A 16,227-nucleotide genomic window follows, 5' to 3' on the forward strand; every position below is an offset into this window, starting at 1 on the left:
TTCAGGAGCTGAACATGGTCGCAATCACCCCCGGCCTCGCCGGCGAGGACAGGCTCGGTCCGAAGGAGTCCCGCTACGTGGACGTGGCGAGCCTGCCGTGGAAGCCCACCCCCACCAAGGGCATCGACATGAAGATCCTCCTCCTCGACGAGGAGACCGGGCTCATGACCGCCCTCTTCCGCTGGCAGCCCGGCACCGAGCTGCCCCGCCACGAGCATGTGGAGATCGAGCAGACCTACGTGCTCGAGGGCAGCATCGTGGATGCGGAAGGCGAGGCGCTCTCCGGCAATTACGTCTGGCGCCCGGCGGGCAACCAGCATGTGGCCCGCTCGCCCAATGGCGCACTCGTCATCTCCATGTTCCTGCGCCCCAACAAGTTCCTCGACGGCGATCTCGCCGGCCACGAACTCAAGTAATCCCATCGGCACGCCGGGGCGGCCGGGCTTGTCCGGCCCCGCGGCTGTGCGAAAGGCCATCATGCGCATCGTCCGTTTCGAACATCAGGGCCGCATCCAGTTCGGCACGCGCCGGCAGGACGACGTCGTTCCCTTCGCGGGGCTGGCGGGAGGATCCTTCACCGCCCTTCTCGCCGCCCTGCAGGGCGCAACGCCCCTGCCCGAGGCCAATGCCATTGCGCTGGCGCAGGTGAGCCTGCTGCCGCCGGTGCCGCTCACGGGCAAGATCATCTGCATCGGCCTCAATTATGCGGACCATGCGCGCGAGGGCGGACACCCCATCCCCACCTATCCGGCTGTCTTCCTGCGCACCGCCACCTCGCTGGTCGGGCACGGGCAGCCGCTGGTGCGCCCGGCCCTGTCCGAACGCTTCGACTATGAAGCCGAGCTGGCCGTGGTGATCGGGCGGACCGCGCATCATGTCCGCGCCGCCGATGCCCTTCAGCATGTGGCGGGCTATTCCTGCTTCAACGACGGCTCCATCCGCGATTTCCAGCGCAAGTCCACCCAGTGGACCATGGGCAAGAATTTCGACCGCTCCGGCTCCATCGGCCCAGAGCTGGTGACGCCGCAGGCGCTGCCCTCCGGCGTCGACAACCTGCGCATCGCCGCGCGGCTCAACGGCGAGACGCTGCAGGACGGTTCCACCCGCGAGATGATCTTCCCCGTGGCGAACCTCATCGAGACACTCTCCGCCGTCATGACGCTGGAGCCCGGCGACGTGATCGCCACCGGCACGCCCGCCGGCGTCGGCTTCGCCCGCACGCCGCCGCGCTTCATGCAGGCCGGCGACCTCATCGAGATCGAGATCGAGGGCATCGGCATCCTCGCCAACACAATCGTCGATGAGGCGCCCGACGCCGCAGAGCAGGAAAGCCATCGCCCATGATCGTCGAAGAGCGGATATACGTGCTCCACACCGAGGTGAACATTGCCGACTACATGGCGATCTACACCAGCGAAGGCCTACCACTGCAGCGAGAAATCCTCGGCGGCTTCCTCGGCTATTTCACCACCGAGATCGGCACCCAGAACCAGCTCGTCCACTTCTGGGCCTATGCGGACCTTGAGGAGCGTCGGAAGCGGCGCGAGAAGCTGGCGGCGCAGCCCGGCTGGCAGGCGTGCCTCGTGAAGATACGGCCCATGATCATGACCATGGAGAACCGCATCCTCGTTCCCACCGCCTTCTCCCCCTGGCCCGGCGGCAGCCCCGCCGCTGTGGGTTGAAAACCGCACGGGACGCGGGTGCGCGACGGGATGTCTAGAGGCAAGGGCCCGTCACCGCCTCGCGCGGGAGCGCCTGACGAACCGGGCCGGGGTGCAGAAGTCCCCGCATTCTGCTCTTGAAAGACGTGTCGGCGGCTCGGCCTAAGCGTCCCCTTCATGGCGCCCCGGCCTGGGCGAGGTCGATCAATCGTCGTCCCGGTCGGGGACCCGTTCAAGGCGCGCGGGGTCGAATTTCGCCTTCATCCGCGCCCCTTGCGGGTTGGTGGCGCGCACCTTGTAGCAGCCGTCGTCCGAGCGGATGGAAAGCACCGTCCAGCCTTCGGCCTCCAGCTTCTTCTGCAAAGCCTCACGCGGCTGCCAGTCGGCCAGAGGCACATTGCAATCGTGCTCCGCGGCCGCCGGCGTGGCGGCGAGGCCGGCAACAATCAGGCCCGCCAAGATATTCCGCACTGCCAACCCCGAGCGTTTCACCGCACGAACTCCTTCCGACCAAGCCTGATGAAAAGCACGCCAAGCTGACACTCACCTGAACGCAGGGGCAGATTCTCTCGCCCGTTCCACGTTCGGCCGCGCTAGATTGCCATGCGCCCCGCCGAGGTGACAGATGCGTATCCTGCTGATCGAAGACGATCCCGTCCTGGGCATGGCCGTGCGCGACCAGATCGTCGCGGACGGGCACGGCGCCGACTGGGTGACGCGCCTTGCCGACGCCGAGCACGCCGTCCATGCCGCGGCCTTCGACCTGATCCTTCTCGACCTCATGCTGCCCGACGGGCGCGGCTCCGACTTCCTGAGGAAGCTGCGCAGCACGGGCGACGCGACGCCGGTGATGGTGCTGACCGCCCGCGACCAGATCTCCGACCGCATCGCCGCCCTCGACGCCGGCGCCGACGACTATCTGGTGAAGCCGTTCGACCTGTTCGAGCTGTCGGCGCGCATCCGCGCCGTGGGGCGGCGCTACGCGGGTAATCCCAACCCGCTGGTCACGCTCGGAGACATCGAGGTGGACCTTTCCGCCCGCTCGGTGCGCCGCGCCGGGCAGACCGTGGCCCTGACAGCGCGGGAATGGGCCCTGTTCGAGGCTTTCGTGCAGCGGCCACACCAGCTCATGTCGAAGCCGCAGCTGGAGGAACGGCTCTATTCCTTCGATGCGGAAGTGGAGAGCAACACCATCGAGGTCTATGTGGCCCGTCTGCGCAAGAAGCTGGGTGCCGACGTGATCGAGACCGTGCGCGGCATGGGCTATCGCCTCGGCACGCCGGGAGGCGGCGCATGAGCGGACGCTGGAGCCTGCGCCGGCGCCTCGGCCTGTGGCTCGCGTTGTCGGTCGCCGCGCTGTGGCTCGCCGCGGCGACGGTCGCCGGTCTGGTGCTGCGGCACGAGATCGACGAGGTCTTCGACAGCGCGTTGCAGGAGGTGGCCCAGCGGGTGCTGCCCCTCGCCTATTCCGAGCTGCTCGCGCGCGAGGATGGGGCCGGCACGCACCACATGCCGCCCGTGGGTCCACACCGCGAATTCATCACCTATGTGGTGCGCGACGCCCAAGGCCGTGTGCTGCTCCAGTCCAGCGACGCCGAGCAGATGGCCATTCCCGCCGGGCTCGCCCCCGGTTTTCACACCACGCCCAGGCTGCGCACCTACACGGAAGCGGCGGTGCGGGGCACCGTCATCGTCACCACTGCAGAGGAGCTGGACCATCGCGCCGCCGCGGTCGGGCGCGCGGTCATGGCGCTGATCTGGCCGCTGGTCGCCCTCGTTCCCATCGCGCTTGCCGGCGTCTGGATCACGCTTCGCCTCACCTTGAAGCCTGTGCTCGCCTTCCGCCATGCCATCGCCGCGCGGGGGCGGGGCAACCTGGCGCCGGTGCCGGAGCAGGGTTTGCCCGAGGAGATGGCACCCGTCGCAGGCGCCGTGAATGCACTCATGGAGCGCCTGCGCGGCGCGCTGGAGGCGGAGCGGGGCTTTGCCGCCAACAGCGCCCATGAGTTGCGCACCCCCATCGCCGCCGCCCTGGCGCAGACCCAGCGGCTCGTGGCCGAGCTGCCGGAAGGACCGGCGCAGGAGCGCGCGCGCGCTATCTCAGGCGCGCTGCGCCGCCTCTCGCGCCTGTCGGAGAAGCTGCTCCAGCTCGCCAAGGCGGAAGGCGCCGGCCTGCTCGCGGAGGCACCGGCGCCGCTCGCACCGGTGCTGCGCCATGTGATCGCCGACCTCGACCGCCGGACCGACCGGGCGGGAGACATCGACCTCAGCATCACGGCGGAGGGCAGCCCCGTCAGCGATCTCGACCCCGACGCCTTCGCGGTTCTGGCACGCAATCTCATTGAAAATGCTTTGAAACACGGCGCGCCGGACACGCCGGTCCAGGTCCGCCTCACCGCCGACCGGCTGGAAATCACCAACCATGGCGCCGTCGTTCCGGCGGAACGGATGGCCCAGTTGCTGCGGCCGTTCGAGCGGGGACCGACGGGGGCGGAGGGCTCTGGCCTCGGCCTCGCCATTGCCGCCGCCATCTGCCGCGGGGCGGGGCTGGTGCTGGAAATCGCCTCGCCCATCCCAGGGGCGGCGGAGGGCTTCAGCGCCGTCGTGCGCTTTCCCGAAGCGCGATCCTGACAGCAAGCTGAACGCGATTCAGCAGGGGGTTCAGGCGGCTGTCAGGTTGGTTCGAGAGGGTGTCAGCGTCATCAAACGCCGGAGCCCTCCATGAAGACGCGCACCCTGATCGGGACCGCCCTCCTCCTCTCCACCGCCGGCCTCGGCGTGGCGCTGGCGGCGACCCAGATCGACCATCTCGATCTCCCCTTCCACAGCCGTGACGACGCCCCCCGCGCCGACGTCCGCCCCCTCCGTCTCGCCGACAACGACCACCGGCGCGAGGGCAAGGAGCGCCATCACGGCCGCCATCACGACGATGATGATGACGACGACGACGATGACGGCCGCCCGGGTGCCCGGCCCGGTGCCGTTCCGCAGAACGGCCCGGCCGATCCCGCCGCGCCGGTGCCGGACAACGGCCTGTTCCAGGGCAAGGCCCGGCCCAAGGTCGAGGTGCAGTGACACTCGGCCGACTCCGCACCCCTTCAAAGGACTAATCAGATGAAATTCGTTCTTCCCGCCGTGGCGGCCACCGCCACCCTGCTGTCGCCGGTGCTGGCCGAGGCACGGCAGGTCACCTTCGAGACCACCCTGAAGCCTTACGGCGGCAACGGCGCCTATGTGGTGCTCTATGTCACCGATGCGGCCGGCGCCTACAAGGGCACGCTCTGGATGGCCGGGGGCAAGGCGAAATACTACCGCCACCTCTCCGACTGGCAGCGCGCCTCCGGCGGGCGCCCCGCCGAGATCGACGGTATCACCGGCGCCAGCGTCGGCTCCGGCAAGACGCTGAAGATCACCCTCGATCTCGCCGATGCCATGATCGATGCCGGCTACCAGGTCCATGTGGACACGGCGGTGGAGGACGGGATGGACAATCCCTCCGAGGTGGTCGCCCCCCTCGCCGCAAGCGCGTCCGGCAAGCCCGTCGCCGGCAAGGGCTATGTGAAATCCTTCACCGTCACCTTCTGATCCCCCTTCGGACACCCCCCAAAATGCTTCGCCGCCTCCATGGCCTGCCCGGCATCGCGCTGGCGCTGGCCCTTGCCGTCACCGCCCTCTCCGGCACGGTCCTCTCCGTGCAACCGGCGCTGAACCACGTTGCCGCCCCGGCCATACCGGCATCCGCCAGCGTCGCGGACGTCGCGGGTGCGGTCGCCGCGCGCCATCCCGGCGTCAGCGCCATCCGGCTGCGGGCGGACGGCAGCCTCACGGCGGCCTTCGACGATGATGGCACGCGTGGCGTGGAGCGAATCGATCCCGCCACCGGCGCGGGGCTTGGGCCTTACGCGGTGTCGGACACCACCCGCTTCGTCACCAACCTGCACCGCGCCTTCCTCATGGGCGATGCGGGGCGCGTGGCGGCGGCCATCGGCGCGCTGGCGATGCTGGGGCTCTCCGTCTCCGGCCTCCTGCTGCTGGCCCGCCGGCTCGGCGGCATGGGGGCGCTGCTGCGGCCCATCCGCGGCACCCCGGCGCAGCGCTGGCATGGCGAACTCGGCCGGCTCGCGGCCGTGGGCCTGATCCTGTCGTCGCTGACCGGCCTGTGGATGTCGGCCGGCACTTTCGGGCTTCTGCCCGAAACGGGAGCGACCACCCCCGCCGTCACCGCCAGCGGTGGCGCGCCGGCGCCCATCGGGACGCTCACCGGCCTGAACAGCGTGAAGCTCCGGGATCTGCGCGAACTCACCTTCCCCGACCCCGCCGACCCTACCGACGTCTTCACCCTCGTCACCGCCGATGGCGAGCGGCTGGTGGATGCCGCCACCGGCGCCACCCTCGCCATGACGCCGGCGACGGCGCTGGAGCGGATGAACGACCTCGTGCGCACGCTCCACACCGGGCGTGGCGCCTGGGTGCTCGGCCTTTTGCTGGGTCTCGCCTCGGCCATGGTCCCCGTGCTCGGCGGAACGGGCCTCGTCCTGTGGCTGCGGCGGCGGGCGGCACGGCCGCGCATCGCCGCCAACGTCCCGGCGCGGGCGGCGGATACGGTGATCCTCGTGGGCAGCGAGGGCAATTCCACCTGGGGTTTCGCGGGCACCCTGCACGCGGCCCTCGCCGCCGCCGGCCACAAGGTCCACACCGCCGCCATGAATGATGTAAGCGCGGCGCATATGGCCGCCCCGCGGCTGCTGGTGCTCGCCGCCACTTATGGCGAGGGCGCGGCGCCGCAATCGGCCAGACACTTCCTGTCCCGCCTCGCAAAGCTGCCGGGTCAACCGGCTGTGGCGGTGCTGGGCTTCGGCGATCGCAGCTTCCCCCATTTCTGCCGGTTCGCGCGCGACGTCGCCGATGCGCTGGATGCGCGCGGCTGCCAGCAGCTCCTGCCCATGAAACGGGTGGATCGCCGCTCGCCTCAGGAATTCGCCCAATGGGGTCACGATCTGGGGGATGTGCTGGGGCACGATCTCGTGCTCACCCACGTGGCGGAGCCGCCGAAGACCACCCGGCTGGTGCTCGCGGGGCGCGAGCTTTACGGCGAGGCGGTGGGCGCACCCGTGGCGATCCTGCGCTTCACGGCGCCCGTTGACCCGCGCACCGGCGCGCCACGCCCCCTGCCTGCCTTCGAGGCCGGCGACCTCGTGGGCATCGTGCCGCCTGTGAATGAGAAGCTTGGCGAGGCCATGCCGCGCTTCTATTCGCTGGCCTCCTCCACCCGCGACGGCGTGCTGGAAATCTGCGTGCGGCTGCGCGAGGGCGGCCTGTGCTCCCCCTTCCTGCACGGGCTCCGGCCCGGCAAGGGCATCGATGCCTTCATCCGGGAAAATCCGACCTTCCGTCCGGCCAAGGGACGCGGCCCGCTCATCCTCATCGGCGCGGGGGCCGGCATCGGGCCGCTGGCCGGGTTCGTGCGGGCCAATGCGGCGGGCCGGCCGGTGCATCTCTATTGGGGCGGGCGGAGCGCGGCGTCCGACTTCCTCTATGAGCATGAACTCGCCCAGCACCTCGCCGAGCGGCGGCTGACGACGCTGCGCACCGCCTTCTCGCGGGATGCGGACGAGAACGCCTATGTGCAGGACCGCATTGCCGCCGACGCCCCGCGCCTGCGGGAACTGGTGAAGCAGGGCGCGCAGATCCTCGTCTGCGGCGGCCGGGATATGGCCGAGGCCGTGACCCGCGCGCTGGAGCCGGTGGTGCGCCCGCTGGGCCTCGACCTTCCCACACTCAAATCGAGCGGACGCTATGTCGAAGATGTCTATTGATGCGGGTCGGGATGCGACGGCGCTCCGCCGCCGCGCCCTGAGCGGCCCGGCCATGGGTGCGCGCTGGTCCGCCACCTTCTTCGCCGCCGACGATGTGGACGAAGCGGCGCTCACCCGCCGCCTCCAGGGCGCGGTGGAGCGGGTGGAACAGCAGATGTCCACCTTCCGGCCCGACTCCGATCTGGAACGGCTGAACGCCGCCCCCATCGGGGCGTGGAGGCCCATCCCCCGCGAGCTGATGCACGTCCTCTCCACCGCGCTGGAGATCGGCCGCCTCTCCGGCGGGGCGTTCGACATCGGGGTGGGCGATCTGGTCCGGGCTTGGGGCTTCGGCGGAGCGCCGGGACCTGATGGCGGACGCATCGCGGGGCTTGCCGGCCGCCCCTCCTTCGAGCCGCCCAAGACCTTGCAGCTCGATCCGGCCGGCTTTCGCGCCCGCCGTCTGGCGCCGCTCCGGCTCGATCTGGCCGGCATCGCCAAGGGCTTCGGCGTAGATGAGCTGGCCCGCGAGATGCGCGCGTCCGGCCTCTCCTCCTTTCTGGTGGGCATCGACGGCGAGATGCGCGCCGAAGGCCTGAAGCCGGACGGCCGGCCGTGGACGGTGGCCCATGAGCGGCCCTCCGTGGGGGAGCGGGATATCCTCGGCGTGCTGGAACTCTCCGGCGCCGCCGTCGCCACCTCGGGCACTTATCGCCATCGGGTGGAGGTGGGCGGGCGCGTGCTCTCCCACACCATGGACCCGGCGCGGGGGGCGCCGCTGGAGAACGACCTCTCAGCCGTCACCGTGCTCGGCGCCACATGCATGGCGGCGGACGCCTGGGCGACCGCTTTGCTGGTGCGCGGGGCAAGCGAGGGGCCAGCCCTCGCCCGCCGCCTCGGCCTCGCGGCGCTGTTCGTCCGCGCGGACGGCACAATGGAGGGGACGGGCCCGCTGGCTCAGCCCGCCGGGGCGTAGAGACGGCGCCGGTCCTCATGGCGCCGGGCGTCTCACTGGGCCAGGAAGCCGCCGTCCACCGCCAGCACGTGGCCCGTCACCATGGCCGCCATGGGGCTCGCGAGGAACAGGATGGCGTCCGCCACCTCCTCCGGCTCGGCGATGCGGCCGAGCGGCATCAGCTTCTCAATGGCGGCGAGCTTGTCCGGGTCGCGCATCAGCGGATCGATGAAGGGCGTGCGCACCCAGGTGGGCGCAACCGCATTGACGCGGATCTTCACCGGCGCCAGCTCGATGGCCAGCGCGCGAGTGAAATTCACCACCGCCCCCTTGCTCGCCTGATAGGCGGGGTTGGGATAGGGCCCGCCGCCGCTCAGCCCCATGATGGACGAGACGTTCACGATGGCGCCGCCGCCCCGCGCCGTCATGGACGGCACCGCCGCCCGCGCGCAGAGGAAGCCGCCGGTGACGTTCACCGCGAACACCTTCTCCCAGTCGGCGAGCTGGAGTTCCGTCAGCCCCTTGCGGATGGAAAGGCCGGCATTGTTCACGAGGATGTCGAGGCCGCCATGACCGGCCGCCACCTGCCCGAACGCGGCAGAGACCGCCGCCTCGTCGGTCACATCGAACGCCAGCGCCTCGGCGCCGGGGATGCCGGCGGCGGCGCGCGCGGCGGCCTCCCCGTCCCGGTCGGCGAGGATGACGCGGGCGCCGGCCTCCGCCATGGCGGTTGCGGCGGCAAGGCCGATGCCGCTCGCCCCGCCCGTCACCACCGCCACCCGTCCTGTCAGATCGAGCCTTCGCGCCATATGCCGTCCCCGGTTCCGCCGTGCCGCCGTCGCGGCCGAGAGGAGAGGTGATAGAAGATCGCCCGGCCGATCTCCAGCCTTGCGCCGCAGGCCGGACCCGCATGACAAGACCTGCCGCCTTCGACTAGAACACAGCCTTACACAGCGACGATGGATCGATGGAGCAGGGACTTCCAGACAGCGCCGCACCGGATGGGTCCGTGCGCCGTCCACTGAGGGCGCGCCTCGCCCGCCTCACGCACGAACCGGCGCCCCTCGCAGCGCTTGAAGCATTGCCGTGGCATTCCTGGATCGTCGTCGGCCTCGTCTCCATCGGTGCCTTTGTCGGCCAGCTCGACGCCACCATCGTCCAGCTCGCCCTGCCCACGCTGGCGACCACGTTCGACGCCGGGCTCCATGCGGTGAGCTGGGTGTCACTGGGCTATCTCGTCGCCTTCGCGTCCTTCCTGCCGATCTTCGGGCGCCTGTGCCAGATGTATGGCCGCAAGACGCTGTATCTCCTCGGCTATCTCGTCTTCGTGGCGGCGAGCGCCCTGTGCGCGCTGGCGCCGGACCTGCCGGCGCTGGTGGCGGCGCGGGTGGTTCAGGGGATCGGCGGGGCGCTGCTCGGCGCCAACAGCATCGCCATCCTCGTCGCCGCCGTGCCGGAGGACAAGCGCGGCCGGGCACTGGGCGTGTTCGCCGCGGCGCAAGCCATCGGCATGAGCGCGGGGCCGGCGGTGGGCGGCATCGTGCTCGGTGCGCTGGGCTGGCCGTGGATCTTCTGGCTGACGGTGCCGTTCGGCCTCCTCGCCGCGATGGCCGGCTGGATCGCCCTGCCCCGCACGCGCGGTGCGCGCCCCGAGGCCCGTTTCGACTGGCTGGGCGCCCTGCTGCTCGCGCCGGCCCTGGTCATTCTTGTCCGCGCGCTGAACCACGCCGCCGGCTGGGGGCTGGCCTCCCCCGAGACGATCGGCAGCGTGGTCCTCTCCGCCGGGCTCATCTGGCTGCTGGTGCGGCAGGAGCGGCGCGCGGCGTTTCCACTGGTGGACCTGAAGCTGTTCGCCAATCCCCGATTCGCGCTGGGCGCGGGCGCCGTGGTGCTCGGCTATGCCATGCTCTACGCCATGTTCTTTCTCATGTCGTTCCTGCTGGAGCACGGGTACGGGGAACGCGCCTGGGAGGCCGGCCTGCGCCTTGCCATCATTCCGGTGATTCTCGGGCTGGTCGCGCCGTTCAGCGGCGGCCTCGCCGATCGCCTCGGCATCCGCGTACTCGGCGCCAGCGGCATGGGCGTGTGCCTGCTGGGTCTGCTGGTGCTGGGCCTCGGCGTCGGCGATTCGGCCGCAAGCCCGCTGGTGAGCTTCGGCGCCTTCATGCTGTTCGGCGCCGGCCTCGGCCTGTTCATCGCCCCCAACAACCACGCCACCCTCAAGGCCGCGCCGCCGGAGCTGGCGACGCAGGCCGGCTCCCTGCTGAACCTCATGCGCGTGCTGGGCACCAGCCTCGGCGTCGCGGGGGCGACGTCCACGCTGTCGCTGGGCCTGAAGCAGGCCGGGGGAATGACGGACCGGATGAGGGATGTGTCGGGGCCGGCGCTGGTGAATGCCGTGGAATGGGGCCTCGTCCTCGTCGCCATCATGGCGCTCGCTGCCGCACTCCTCTGCGTCCTGCGGCGCCGTACGTAACGGCATGCGGAAGGTGCGGCATCCGGGCATCGGCCGGAGGAGCGATTCACGCACCGGAGTATCGACGCCGCCGGTTACCCCGTCTATGGTCCGATGGCATCCAGCAGGTTGCATGCACCCATCCGCGGCGGGATGGCGCGCAGCCCTGCCGGGATTGCCAGGAGCGGACGCCATGGATTTCGATCCCGTCACCCTCGCGCGCATGCAGTTTGCCTTCACGGTCTCCTTCCACATCATATTTCCCGCCTTCACCATCGGCCTGTCCGCCTTCATCGCGACGCTGGAGCTGATCTGGCTGTGGACCGGGAAGGACGTGTTCCATCGCCTCGCGCGGTTCTGGACCAAGATCTTCGCCGTCTCCTTCGCCATGGGCGTGGTGTCCGGCATCGTGCTGTCCTATCAGTTCGGCACCAACTGGAGCCGCTATGCCGAATTCGTCGGCTCGGTGGTCGCGCCGCTCATCGGCTTCGAGGTGCTCACCGCCTTCTTCCTGGAGGCGACCTTCCTCGGCATCATGCTGTTCGGCTGGAACCGGGTTCCACCGTGGCTGCACGTTCTGTCCTGCTGCGTGGTGGCGTTCGGCACCTTCATGTCGGCCTTCTGGATCCTCGCCGCCAATAGCTGGATGCAGACGCCGGCCGGCTTCGATATCCGCAGTGGCGCGGCATACCCGCTCGACTGGCTTGAGATCATCTTCAACCCGAGCTTCCATTGGCGCCTGCCGCACATGCTGCTCGCCGCCTACCTCACCACCTCGCTGGTGGTGCTCTCGGTGGGCGCGCGCTACCTGCTCGCCGGCAAGTTCAAGGAAGAATCGAAGATGATGATGGTGATGGGCATCGGCATGCTCGCCATCGTCGGCCCCATCCAGGCCTTCGTCGGCGACAGCCACGGCCTCAATACCGCGCACTACCAGCCGGCCAAGATCGCGGCGGTGGAGGCGCACTGGGACAGCTCCAAGCCCGCGCCCCTGGTGCTGTTCGCCTGGCCGGACGAGAAGGCCGAGAAGAACCTGTTCGAGATCTCGATCCCGCACGGCGCCTCGCTGATGATCACCCACAGCCTCGACGGCCTTTTCCCCGGCCTCAAGGACTTCCCGCCGCAGGATCGGCCGCCGGTGTTCGGACCTTTCTTCGGCTTCCGTGCCATGGTGGGCGTGGGCGTCGTCATGATCCTTCTGGGCTGGATCGGCGCCTGGCTGATCTTCAAGGGCCGTGAGACCACGACCCGCTGGTACCTGATCGTCACCTCCTGGGCATGGCCGCTGGGCTTCATCGCCATCCTCTCCGGCTGGATCGTCACCGAGCAGGGCCGCCAGCCCTGGGTGGTGGAGGGGCTGCTGCGAACCGAGGATGCCATGTCGCCCCTCGCCGGCTGGACCGTGGGGCTGTCGCTGACGCTGTTTGTGGTCGTCTACGCCGTGATCTTCGCCACCGGCATCCACTTCATGAACCGGCTCATCGTCCGCGGTCCCGACCAGACCCTGATCCAGCCGCCGGCTCGCGAACGCCCCACCCGCCCCATCGCCGCCGCCCATGGCGAAGGCCAGATGACCCCCGGAACCTGACCCGCCGACGCGCAGGAGGACATGACCATGGAATGGTATCTCCCCGTCATCTGGGGTCTCATCATCGGCGTCGCGGTCATCATGTATGTGGTGCTCGACGGCTTCGACCTCGGCATCGGCATCCTCTTCCCCTTCGCCAAGGAGGAGAAGGAACGCGATGTGATGATGAACACCGTCGCCCCCTTCTGGGACGGCAACGAGACCTGGCTCATCCTTGGCGGCGGTGGCCTGTGGGTGGCCTTCCCCAAGGCCTATGCCGTGGTGATGCCGGCGCTCTATCTGCCGGTCATCATCATGCTGCTGGCCCTGGTGTTCCGCGGCGTCGCCTTCGAGTTCCGATGGGTCGCGGCCTCCAGCCGGCGGCTGTGGAACTTCGCGTTCGCGGCCGGTTCGCTGGTGGCGGCCTTCTTCCAGGGCATCATCCTCGGCGGGCTGGTGCAGGGCATCACGGTGAAGGACGGCGCCTTCGCCGGCGGCCCGCTCGACTGGGCGACCCCGTTCGCCTTGCTGTGCGGCGTCGGCGTGGTCGTGGGCTATGCCCTGCTCGGCTCGACCTGGCTGCTGGTGAAGACCGAAGGCGCCGTCGCCGACCGGGCGCGGAGCCACGCCATCCCGCTGCTCCTCGCCGTCGTCGTGCTGATGGGGCTGGTGAGCCTGTGGACGCCGCTGGCGTTCGATCGCATCGCCACCCGCTGGTTCTCCCGGCCCAACATCTTCTTCCTGGCGCCGGTGCCCATCATCACCGCCGGGCTCACCTATCTGGTCTGGCACTGGCTGAAGACCGGGCGGGAGATGTTGCCCTTCTTCGGCACCATCGGGCTGTTCGTGCTCGGCTTCCTCGGCCTCGCCATCTCGACTTTCCCCTACCTTGTGCCGCCGAGCCTCACCGTGTGGCAGACGGCGGCCGCCCCGCCCAGCCAGATCCTGATGCTGTTCGGCGTCATCTTCCTGCTGCCGGTGGTGTTGGGCTACATCGTCTTCGTCTACTGGATCTTCCGCGGGAAGGTGCGGGAAGGCGAAGGCTACCACTGAAGCCGGAGCCGCGGCCGGACGACCCCGGCCCCGGCCCCCGTCTCATGCCCTTGGCCTTGGCTCACGCGGCGAGGCTGCCCAGCTCCTTGTCGATGAAATAGGCGGTGTGGGGTCCCTCGCCGATGAGGTCGATCCGGTCGAGGATCTTCCGGCAGAGCTTTTCTTCCTCGTGCTGCTCGCGGGAGAACCACTCGAGGAAGGAATCGGTCTCGAAGCTGTTCTCGGCGCGCGCGAGCGTGATGGCCTCGACGATGTGGGCCGTCACCTTGCGCTCCTCTTCCTGAATGCGCAGGAACAGCTCGCGGACGTTGCCCGCGGAGATCACCGGCCGCTGGTGGCCATGCAGCGCGATTTGCGCGCCGAGGTCATCGAGGAACTCGAAGAACTTCAGCATGTGCCCCATCTCCTCCTTGGCATGGCCGAGAAGGAACTTGGTCACGCCCTCGAACTTGTGGGCGGACGCCCAGGCGGCGGCCTGGGTATAGACGTGATGGGCCTCCATCTCGCCGTTCAACAGCTCGTTCAGCTTCGCTTCCAGCTTTTCACTGACCATCGCCTTCTCCACCAAGAGAGACCGCCGCGCATGACGCCGGCGGAACGGGGAAGGGCGGCACCGGCACTGTCCATGGCCGGCCACGACCGCGCTTCCCGCACGGGTGTGCAGGAGCCGGCGGCGGCGGATCAATCGGCACGCATCAATCTTGCGCCAGATTTGGATTGGGCCAATTCAAGCGCGCCGCTCAAACGCGTGGCGCGGTGCCGGCTTGCGCCAGCTTCTCGACTGCTTCCAATCTCTCGTTGAGAGCTATTCCGCAGCGTCCGGGACCGGCCCGCCGCCGAACAGGCCAAGCTGCTGCTCGCGCACCGGCGCGAAGGAGCGGCGGTGGTGCAGGCAGGGGCTGTGGGTGACGAGCGCGGTGCTGTGTTCCGCCGTCGCGTAGCCCATGTGCCGCTCGAAGCCATAGGCGGGAAAGGCCGCGCCGAGGGAGGCCATCAGCCGGTCGCGCACCACCTTGGCGACGATGGAGGCTGCGGCGATGGAGGCGATCAGCCGGTCGCCGCCGATCACCGCCTCGACCGCGCAGGGCACCTTCGGCGGATCGTTGCCATCCACCAGCAGGAAGGCCGGGCGGCGCGGCAACCCGCGCACCGCCTGCGCCAGCGCCCAAAGGGTCGCCTGCCGGATATTGTCGCGGTCGATGCGCTCGGGCGGCGCCATGGCCACCGCCACCTCGGCCGTCGCGCAGATTTCGAGATACAGCGCCTCGCGCTTCGCCCGCGTCAGACGCTTGGAATCATCAAGGCCCTGCGGCACCCGTTCCGGATCGAGCACGACCGCGGCCGCAACCACCGGCCCGGCCAGCGGCCCGCGCCCCACCTCGTCGGCACCGGCGATGGGCGCATGCCCCTGGGCGTAAAGGCCGCGCTCCCGCGTGAAATCGAGACCGATCCAGGCATCCGCGACAGGCACCTTGACCTTCGGCGGACGGCCGCGCGGGCGCGCAGCGGGCTGCGGCTCGATCGAGGTACGGCTGGGGTTCGGCTCTCGGCGTGGCGGCATGGGTCTCGGCGCGCCCGACGAGGCCCCGGCGACAGGCGGGCCGAGCGATTCGGCCACGCCGTCGTTGATAGCATGGAACCGGGGCGGGGGCCGGGGATTGCTCCTTGTGCCGTGTCAGCCCATGTTCAAGCTCAGGGTTCAAGCTGCCGGCGTTGGCGTCCGCGGGAGAAGAGCATGCGGTGGGAGGATTTCCGCTCCAGCGATAATGTTGAGGACCGGCGCGGCGATGGCGGCGGCGGCGGCGGGTTCCAGATGCCCGGCGGCCGCGGCGGCCTCGGCATCGGTACCATCATCATCGTCGGCCTCATCGGCTGGGCGCTTGGAATCAATCCGGCGCTGCTGATCGGCGGGCTGGAGGCCATCAACGGCGGCGGCTCCACCCAGCAGGCCGCCCCGGCCCCGCAGCGCGGCCGGCCGACTGCCCCGCCCACCGACCAGCTTGGGCGCTTCGCCGCGGCGGTCCTCGCCCAGACCGAGGACGTGTGGACCGAGCTGTTCCGCGCCGACGGCAAGACCTACCAGGATCCGAAGCTGGTGCTGTTCTCCGGCTCCACGCGCTCGGCCTGCGGCGGTGCCCAGTCGGCCATGGGGCCGTTCTATTGCCCGCTGGACCAGAAGGTGTATCTCGACCTCACCTTCTTCCAGGAGATGAAGAACCGCTTCAAGGCGGGGGGCGACTTCGCGCAGGCCTATGTGATCGCCCACGAGGTCGGCCACCATGTGGAAAACCTCATCGGCATTCTGCCCAAGGTGCAGCAGGCCCAGGCCCGCGCCTCGTCCCGCGCCGAGGCCAACAACCTGTCCGTCCGCGTCGAACTGATGGCCGATTGCCTCGCCGGCGTATGGGCCTACCACGCCAACGACCGCTTCCGCATTCTGGAGCCCGGCGACGTGGAGCAGGCGCTCAACGCGGCGAGCGCCATCGGCGACGACACGCTGCAGAAGCGCTCCCAGGGCTTTGCGGTGCCGGACAGCTTCACCCACGGCACGTCGCAGCAACGGGTGAACTGGTTCACGCGCGGCCTGAAGACCGGCTCCATGCAGCAGTGCAATACCTTCTCGGGCGCGATCTGAGGGACGCCCGCGCCGACCCGGCCGAATCGACGCGTCATTCCCTTCCGGAATGACGCGTCTGATGGCCGCTGCTGCCGCCCCCTCGGTCCCGGCGAACGCCAGCCGC

The 16,227-nt window shown here is 69.7% G+C and carries 17 protein-coding genes; 13 read left to right on the forward strand and 4 right to left on the reverse strand.

Annotated features, from left to right (window positions below):
• Nucleotides 1-14: 14 nt before the first annotated feature.
• The 3 genes from EJ105_RS20815 to EJ105_RS20825 all read left to right on the forward strand — a co-directional run bounded on the left by EJ105_RS20815 (nt 15) and on the right by EJ105_RS20825 (nt 1,682).
• Complete coding sequence (locus tag EJ105_RS20815) at nt 15-416, forward strand: cupin domain-containing protein (RefSeq protein ID WP_024279902.1); 402 nt, start codon at nt 15-17, stop codon at nt 414-416.
• A gap of 61 nt (nt 417-477) precedes the next feature.
• The gene (locus EJ105_RS20820; protein WP_250167837.1) at nt 478-1,344 is read left to right on the forward strand and encodes a fumarylacetoacetate hydrolase family protein; all 867 of its coding nucleotides are present in this window, start codon (nt 478-480) and stop codon (nt 1,342-1,344) included.
• Complete coding sequence (locus EJ105_RS20825; RefSeq protein ID WP_250167838.1) at nt 1,341-1,682, forward strand: NIPSNAP family protein; 342 nt, start codon at nt 1,341-1,343, stop codon at nt 1,680-1,682. The genes EJ105_RS20820 and EJ105_RS20825 overlap by 4 nt, the downstream gene beginning before the upstream one ends.
• Before the next feature lie 183 nt (nt 1,683-1,865).
• Here the strand turns inward: EJ105_RS20825 and EJ105_RS20830 are convergent, their stop codons facing one another.
• Nucleotides 1,866-2,153, reverse strand: coding sequence for a PepSY domain-containing protein (locus EJ105_RS20830; RefSeq protein WP_394042605.1), 288 nt, complete (start codon nt 2,151-2,153; stop codon nt 1,866-1,868).
• A 133-nt stretch (nt 2,154-2,286) separates the two neighbouring features.
• Between EJ105_RS20830 and EJ105_RS20835 the strand changes: the two genes are divergently transcribed.
• The 6 genes from EJ105_RS20835 to EJ105_RS20860 all read left to right on the forward strand — a co-directional run bounded on the left by EJ105_RS20835 (nt 2,287) and on the right by EJ105_RS20860 (nt 8,432).
• On the forward strand, nt 2,287-2,958 hold the full coding sequence (locus EJ105_RS20835) for a response regulator transcription factor (RefSeq protein ID WP_250167839.1): 672 nt from the start codon (nt 2,287-2,289) through the stop codon (nt 2,956-2,958).
• On the forward strand, nt 2,955-4,292 hold the full coding sequence (locus EJ105_RS20840) for an ATP-binding protein (RefSeq protein WP_250167840.1): 1,338 nt from the start codon (nt 2,955-2,957) through the stop codon (nt 4,290-4,292). Before EJ105_RS20835 ends, EJ105_RS20840 begins: the two co-directional genes overlap by 4 nt.
• A 90-nt stretch (nt 4,293-4,382) precedes the next feature.
• Complete coding sequence (locus EJ105_RS20845; protein ID WP_250167841.1) at nt 4,383-4,736, forward strand: hypothetical protein; 354 nt, start codon at nt 4,383-4,385, stop codon at nt 4,734-4,736.
• Between the two features lie 39 nt (nt 4,737-4,775).
• Complete coding sequence (locus tag EJ105_RS20850) at nt 4,776-5,246, forward strand: DUF2271 domain-containing protein (RefSeq protein ID WP_250167842.1); 471 nt, start codon at nt 4,776-4,778, stop codon at nt 5,244-5,246.
• 23 nt (nt 5,247-5,269) lie between these two features.
• Nucleotides 5,270-7,477, forward strand: coding sequence for a PepSY domain-containing protein (locus tag EJ105_RS20855; RefSeq protein WP_250167843.1), 2,208 nt, complete (start codon nt 5,270-5,272; stop codon nt 7,475-7,477).
• The gene (locus EJ105_RS20860) at nt 7,458-8,432 is read left to right on the forward strand and encodes an FAD:protein FMN transferase (RefSeq protein WP_250167844.1); all 975 of its coding nucleotides are present in this window, start codon (nt 7,458-7,460) and stop codon (nt 8,430-8,432) included. Before EJ105_RS20855 ends, EJ105_RS20860 begins: the two co-directional genes overlap by 20 nt.
• Nucleotides 8,433-8,464: 32 nt before the next feature.
• Here EJ105_RS20860 and EJ105_RS20865 read toward each other — a convergent pair whose 3' ends face one another.
• Nucleotides 8,465-9,220 (reverse strand): SDR family NAD(P)-dependent oxidoreductase, encoded by a 756-nt coding sequence (locus tag EJ105_RS20865; protein WP_250167845.1) that lies wholly within the window; start codon nt 9,218-9,220, stop codon nt 8,465-8,467.
• Nucleotides 9,221-9,420: 200 nt separating this feature from the next.
• Here EJ105_RS20865 and EJ105_RS20870 point away from each other — a divergent pair, with 200 nt between their 5' ends.
• From EJ105_RS20870 to cydB, 3 genes are all read left to right on the forward strand, one after another.
• Nucleotides 9,421-10,887 (forward strand): MFS transporter, encoded by a 1,467-nt coding sequence (locus EJ105_RS20870; RefSeq protein ID WP_250167846.1) that lies wholly within the window; start codon nt 9,421-9,423, stop codon nt 10,885-10,887.
• A 172-nt stretch (nt 10,888-11,059) separates the two neighbouring features.
• Nucleotides 11,060-12,454: a cytochrome ubiquinol oxidase subunit I gene (locus EJ105_RS20875; protein WP_250167847.1), complete on the forward strand. Its 1,395-nt coding sequence runs from the start codon at nt 11,060-11,062 to the stop codon at nt 12,452-12,454.
• A 27-nt stretch (nt 12,455-12,481) separates the two neighbouring features.
• Nucleotides 12,482-13,486: a cytochrome d ubiquinol oxidase subunit II gene (cydB, locus tag EJ105_RS20880; RefSeq protein WP_029557686.1), complete on the forward strand. Its 1,005-nt coding sequence runs from the start codon at nt 12,482-12,484 to the stop codon at nt 13,484-13,486.
• A 61-nt stretch (nt 13,487-13,547) separates the two neighbouring features.
• Here cydB and EJ105_RS20885 read toward each other — a convergent pair whose 3' ends face one another.
• Nucleotides 13,548-14,039 carry a ferritin gene (locus EJ105_RS20885; protein WP_029557685.1) on the reverse strand — a complete coding sequence of 164 codons (492 nt, stop codon included), beginning with the start codon at nt 14,037-14,039 and terminating at the stop codon, nt 13,548-13,550.
• Nucleotides 14,040-14,291: 252 nt separating this feature from the next.
• Nucleotides 14,292-15,047 carry a ribonuclease HII gene (gene rnhB / locus EJ105_RS20890; protein WP_250167848.1) on the reverse strand — a complete coding sequence of 252 codons (756 nt, stop codon included), beginning with the start codon at nt 15,045-15,047 and terminating at the stop codon, nt 14,292-14,294.
• A gap of 174 nt (nt 15,048-15,221) precedes the next feature.
• On the opposite strand from rnhB, the gene ypfJ reads away from it, so the two are divergent.
• Nucleotides 15,222-16,121, forward strand: a complete 900-nt coding sequence (ypfJ, locus tag EJ105_RS20895; protein WP_250167849.1) for a KPN_02809 family neutral zinc metallopeptidase — start codon at nt 15,222-15,224, stop codon at nt 16,119-16,121.
• The last annotated feature ends 106 nt before the right edge of the window (nt 16,122-16,227 follow it).

Origin of the sequence: Xanthobacter aminoxidans (genome assembly GCF_023571765.1) — a bacterium.
GTDB classification, from domain to species: Bacteria; Pseudomonadota; Alphaproteobacteria; order Rhizobiales; family Xanthobacteraceae; genus Xanthobacter; species Xanthobacter aminoxidans.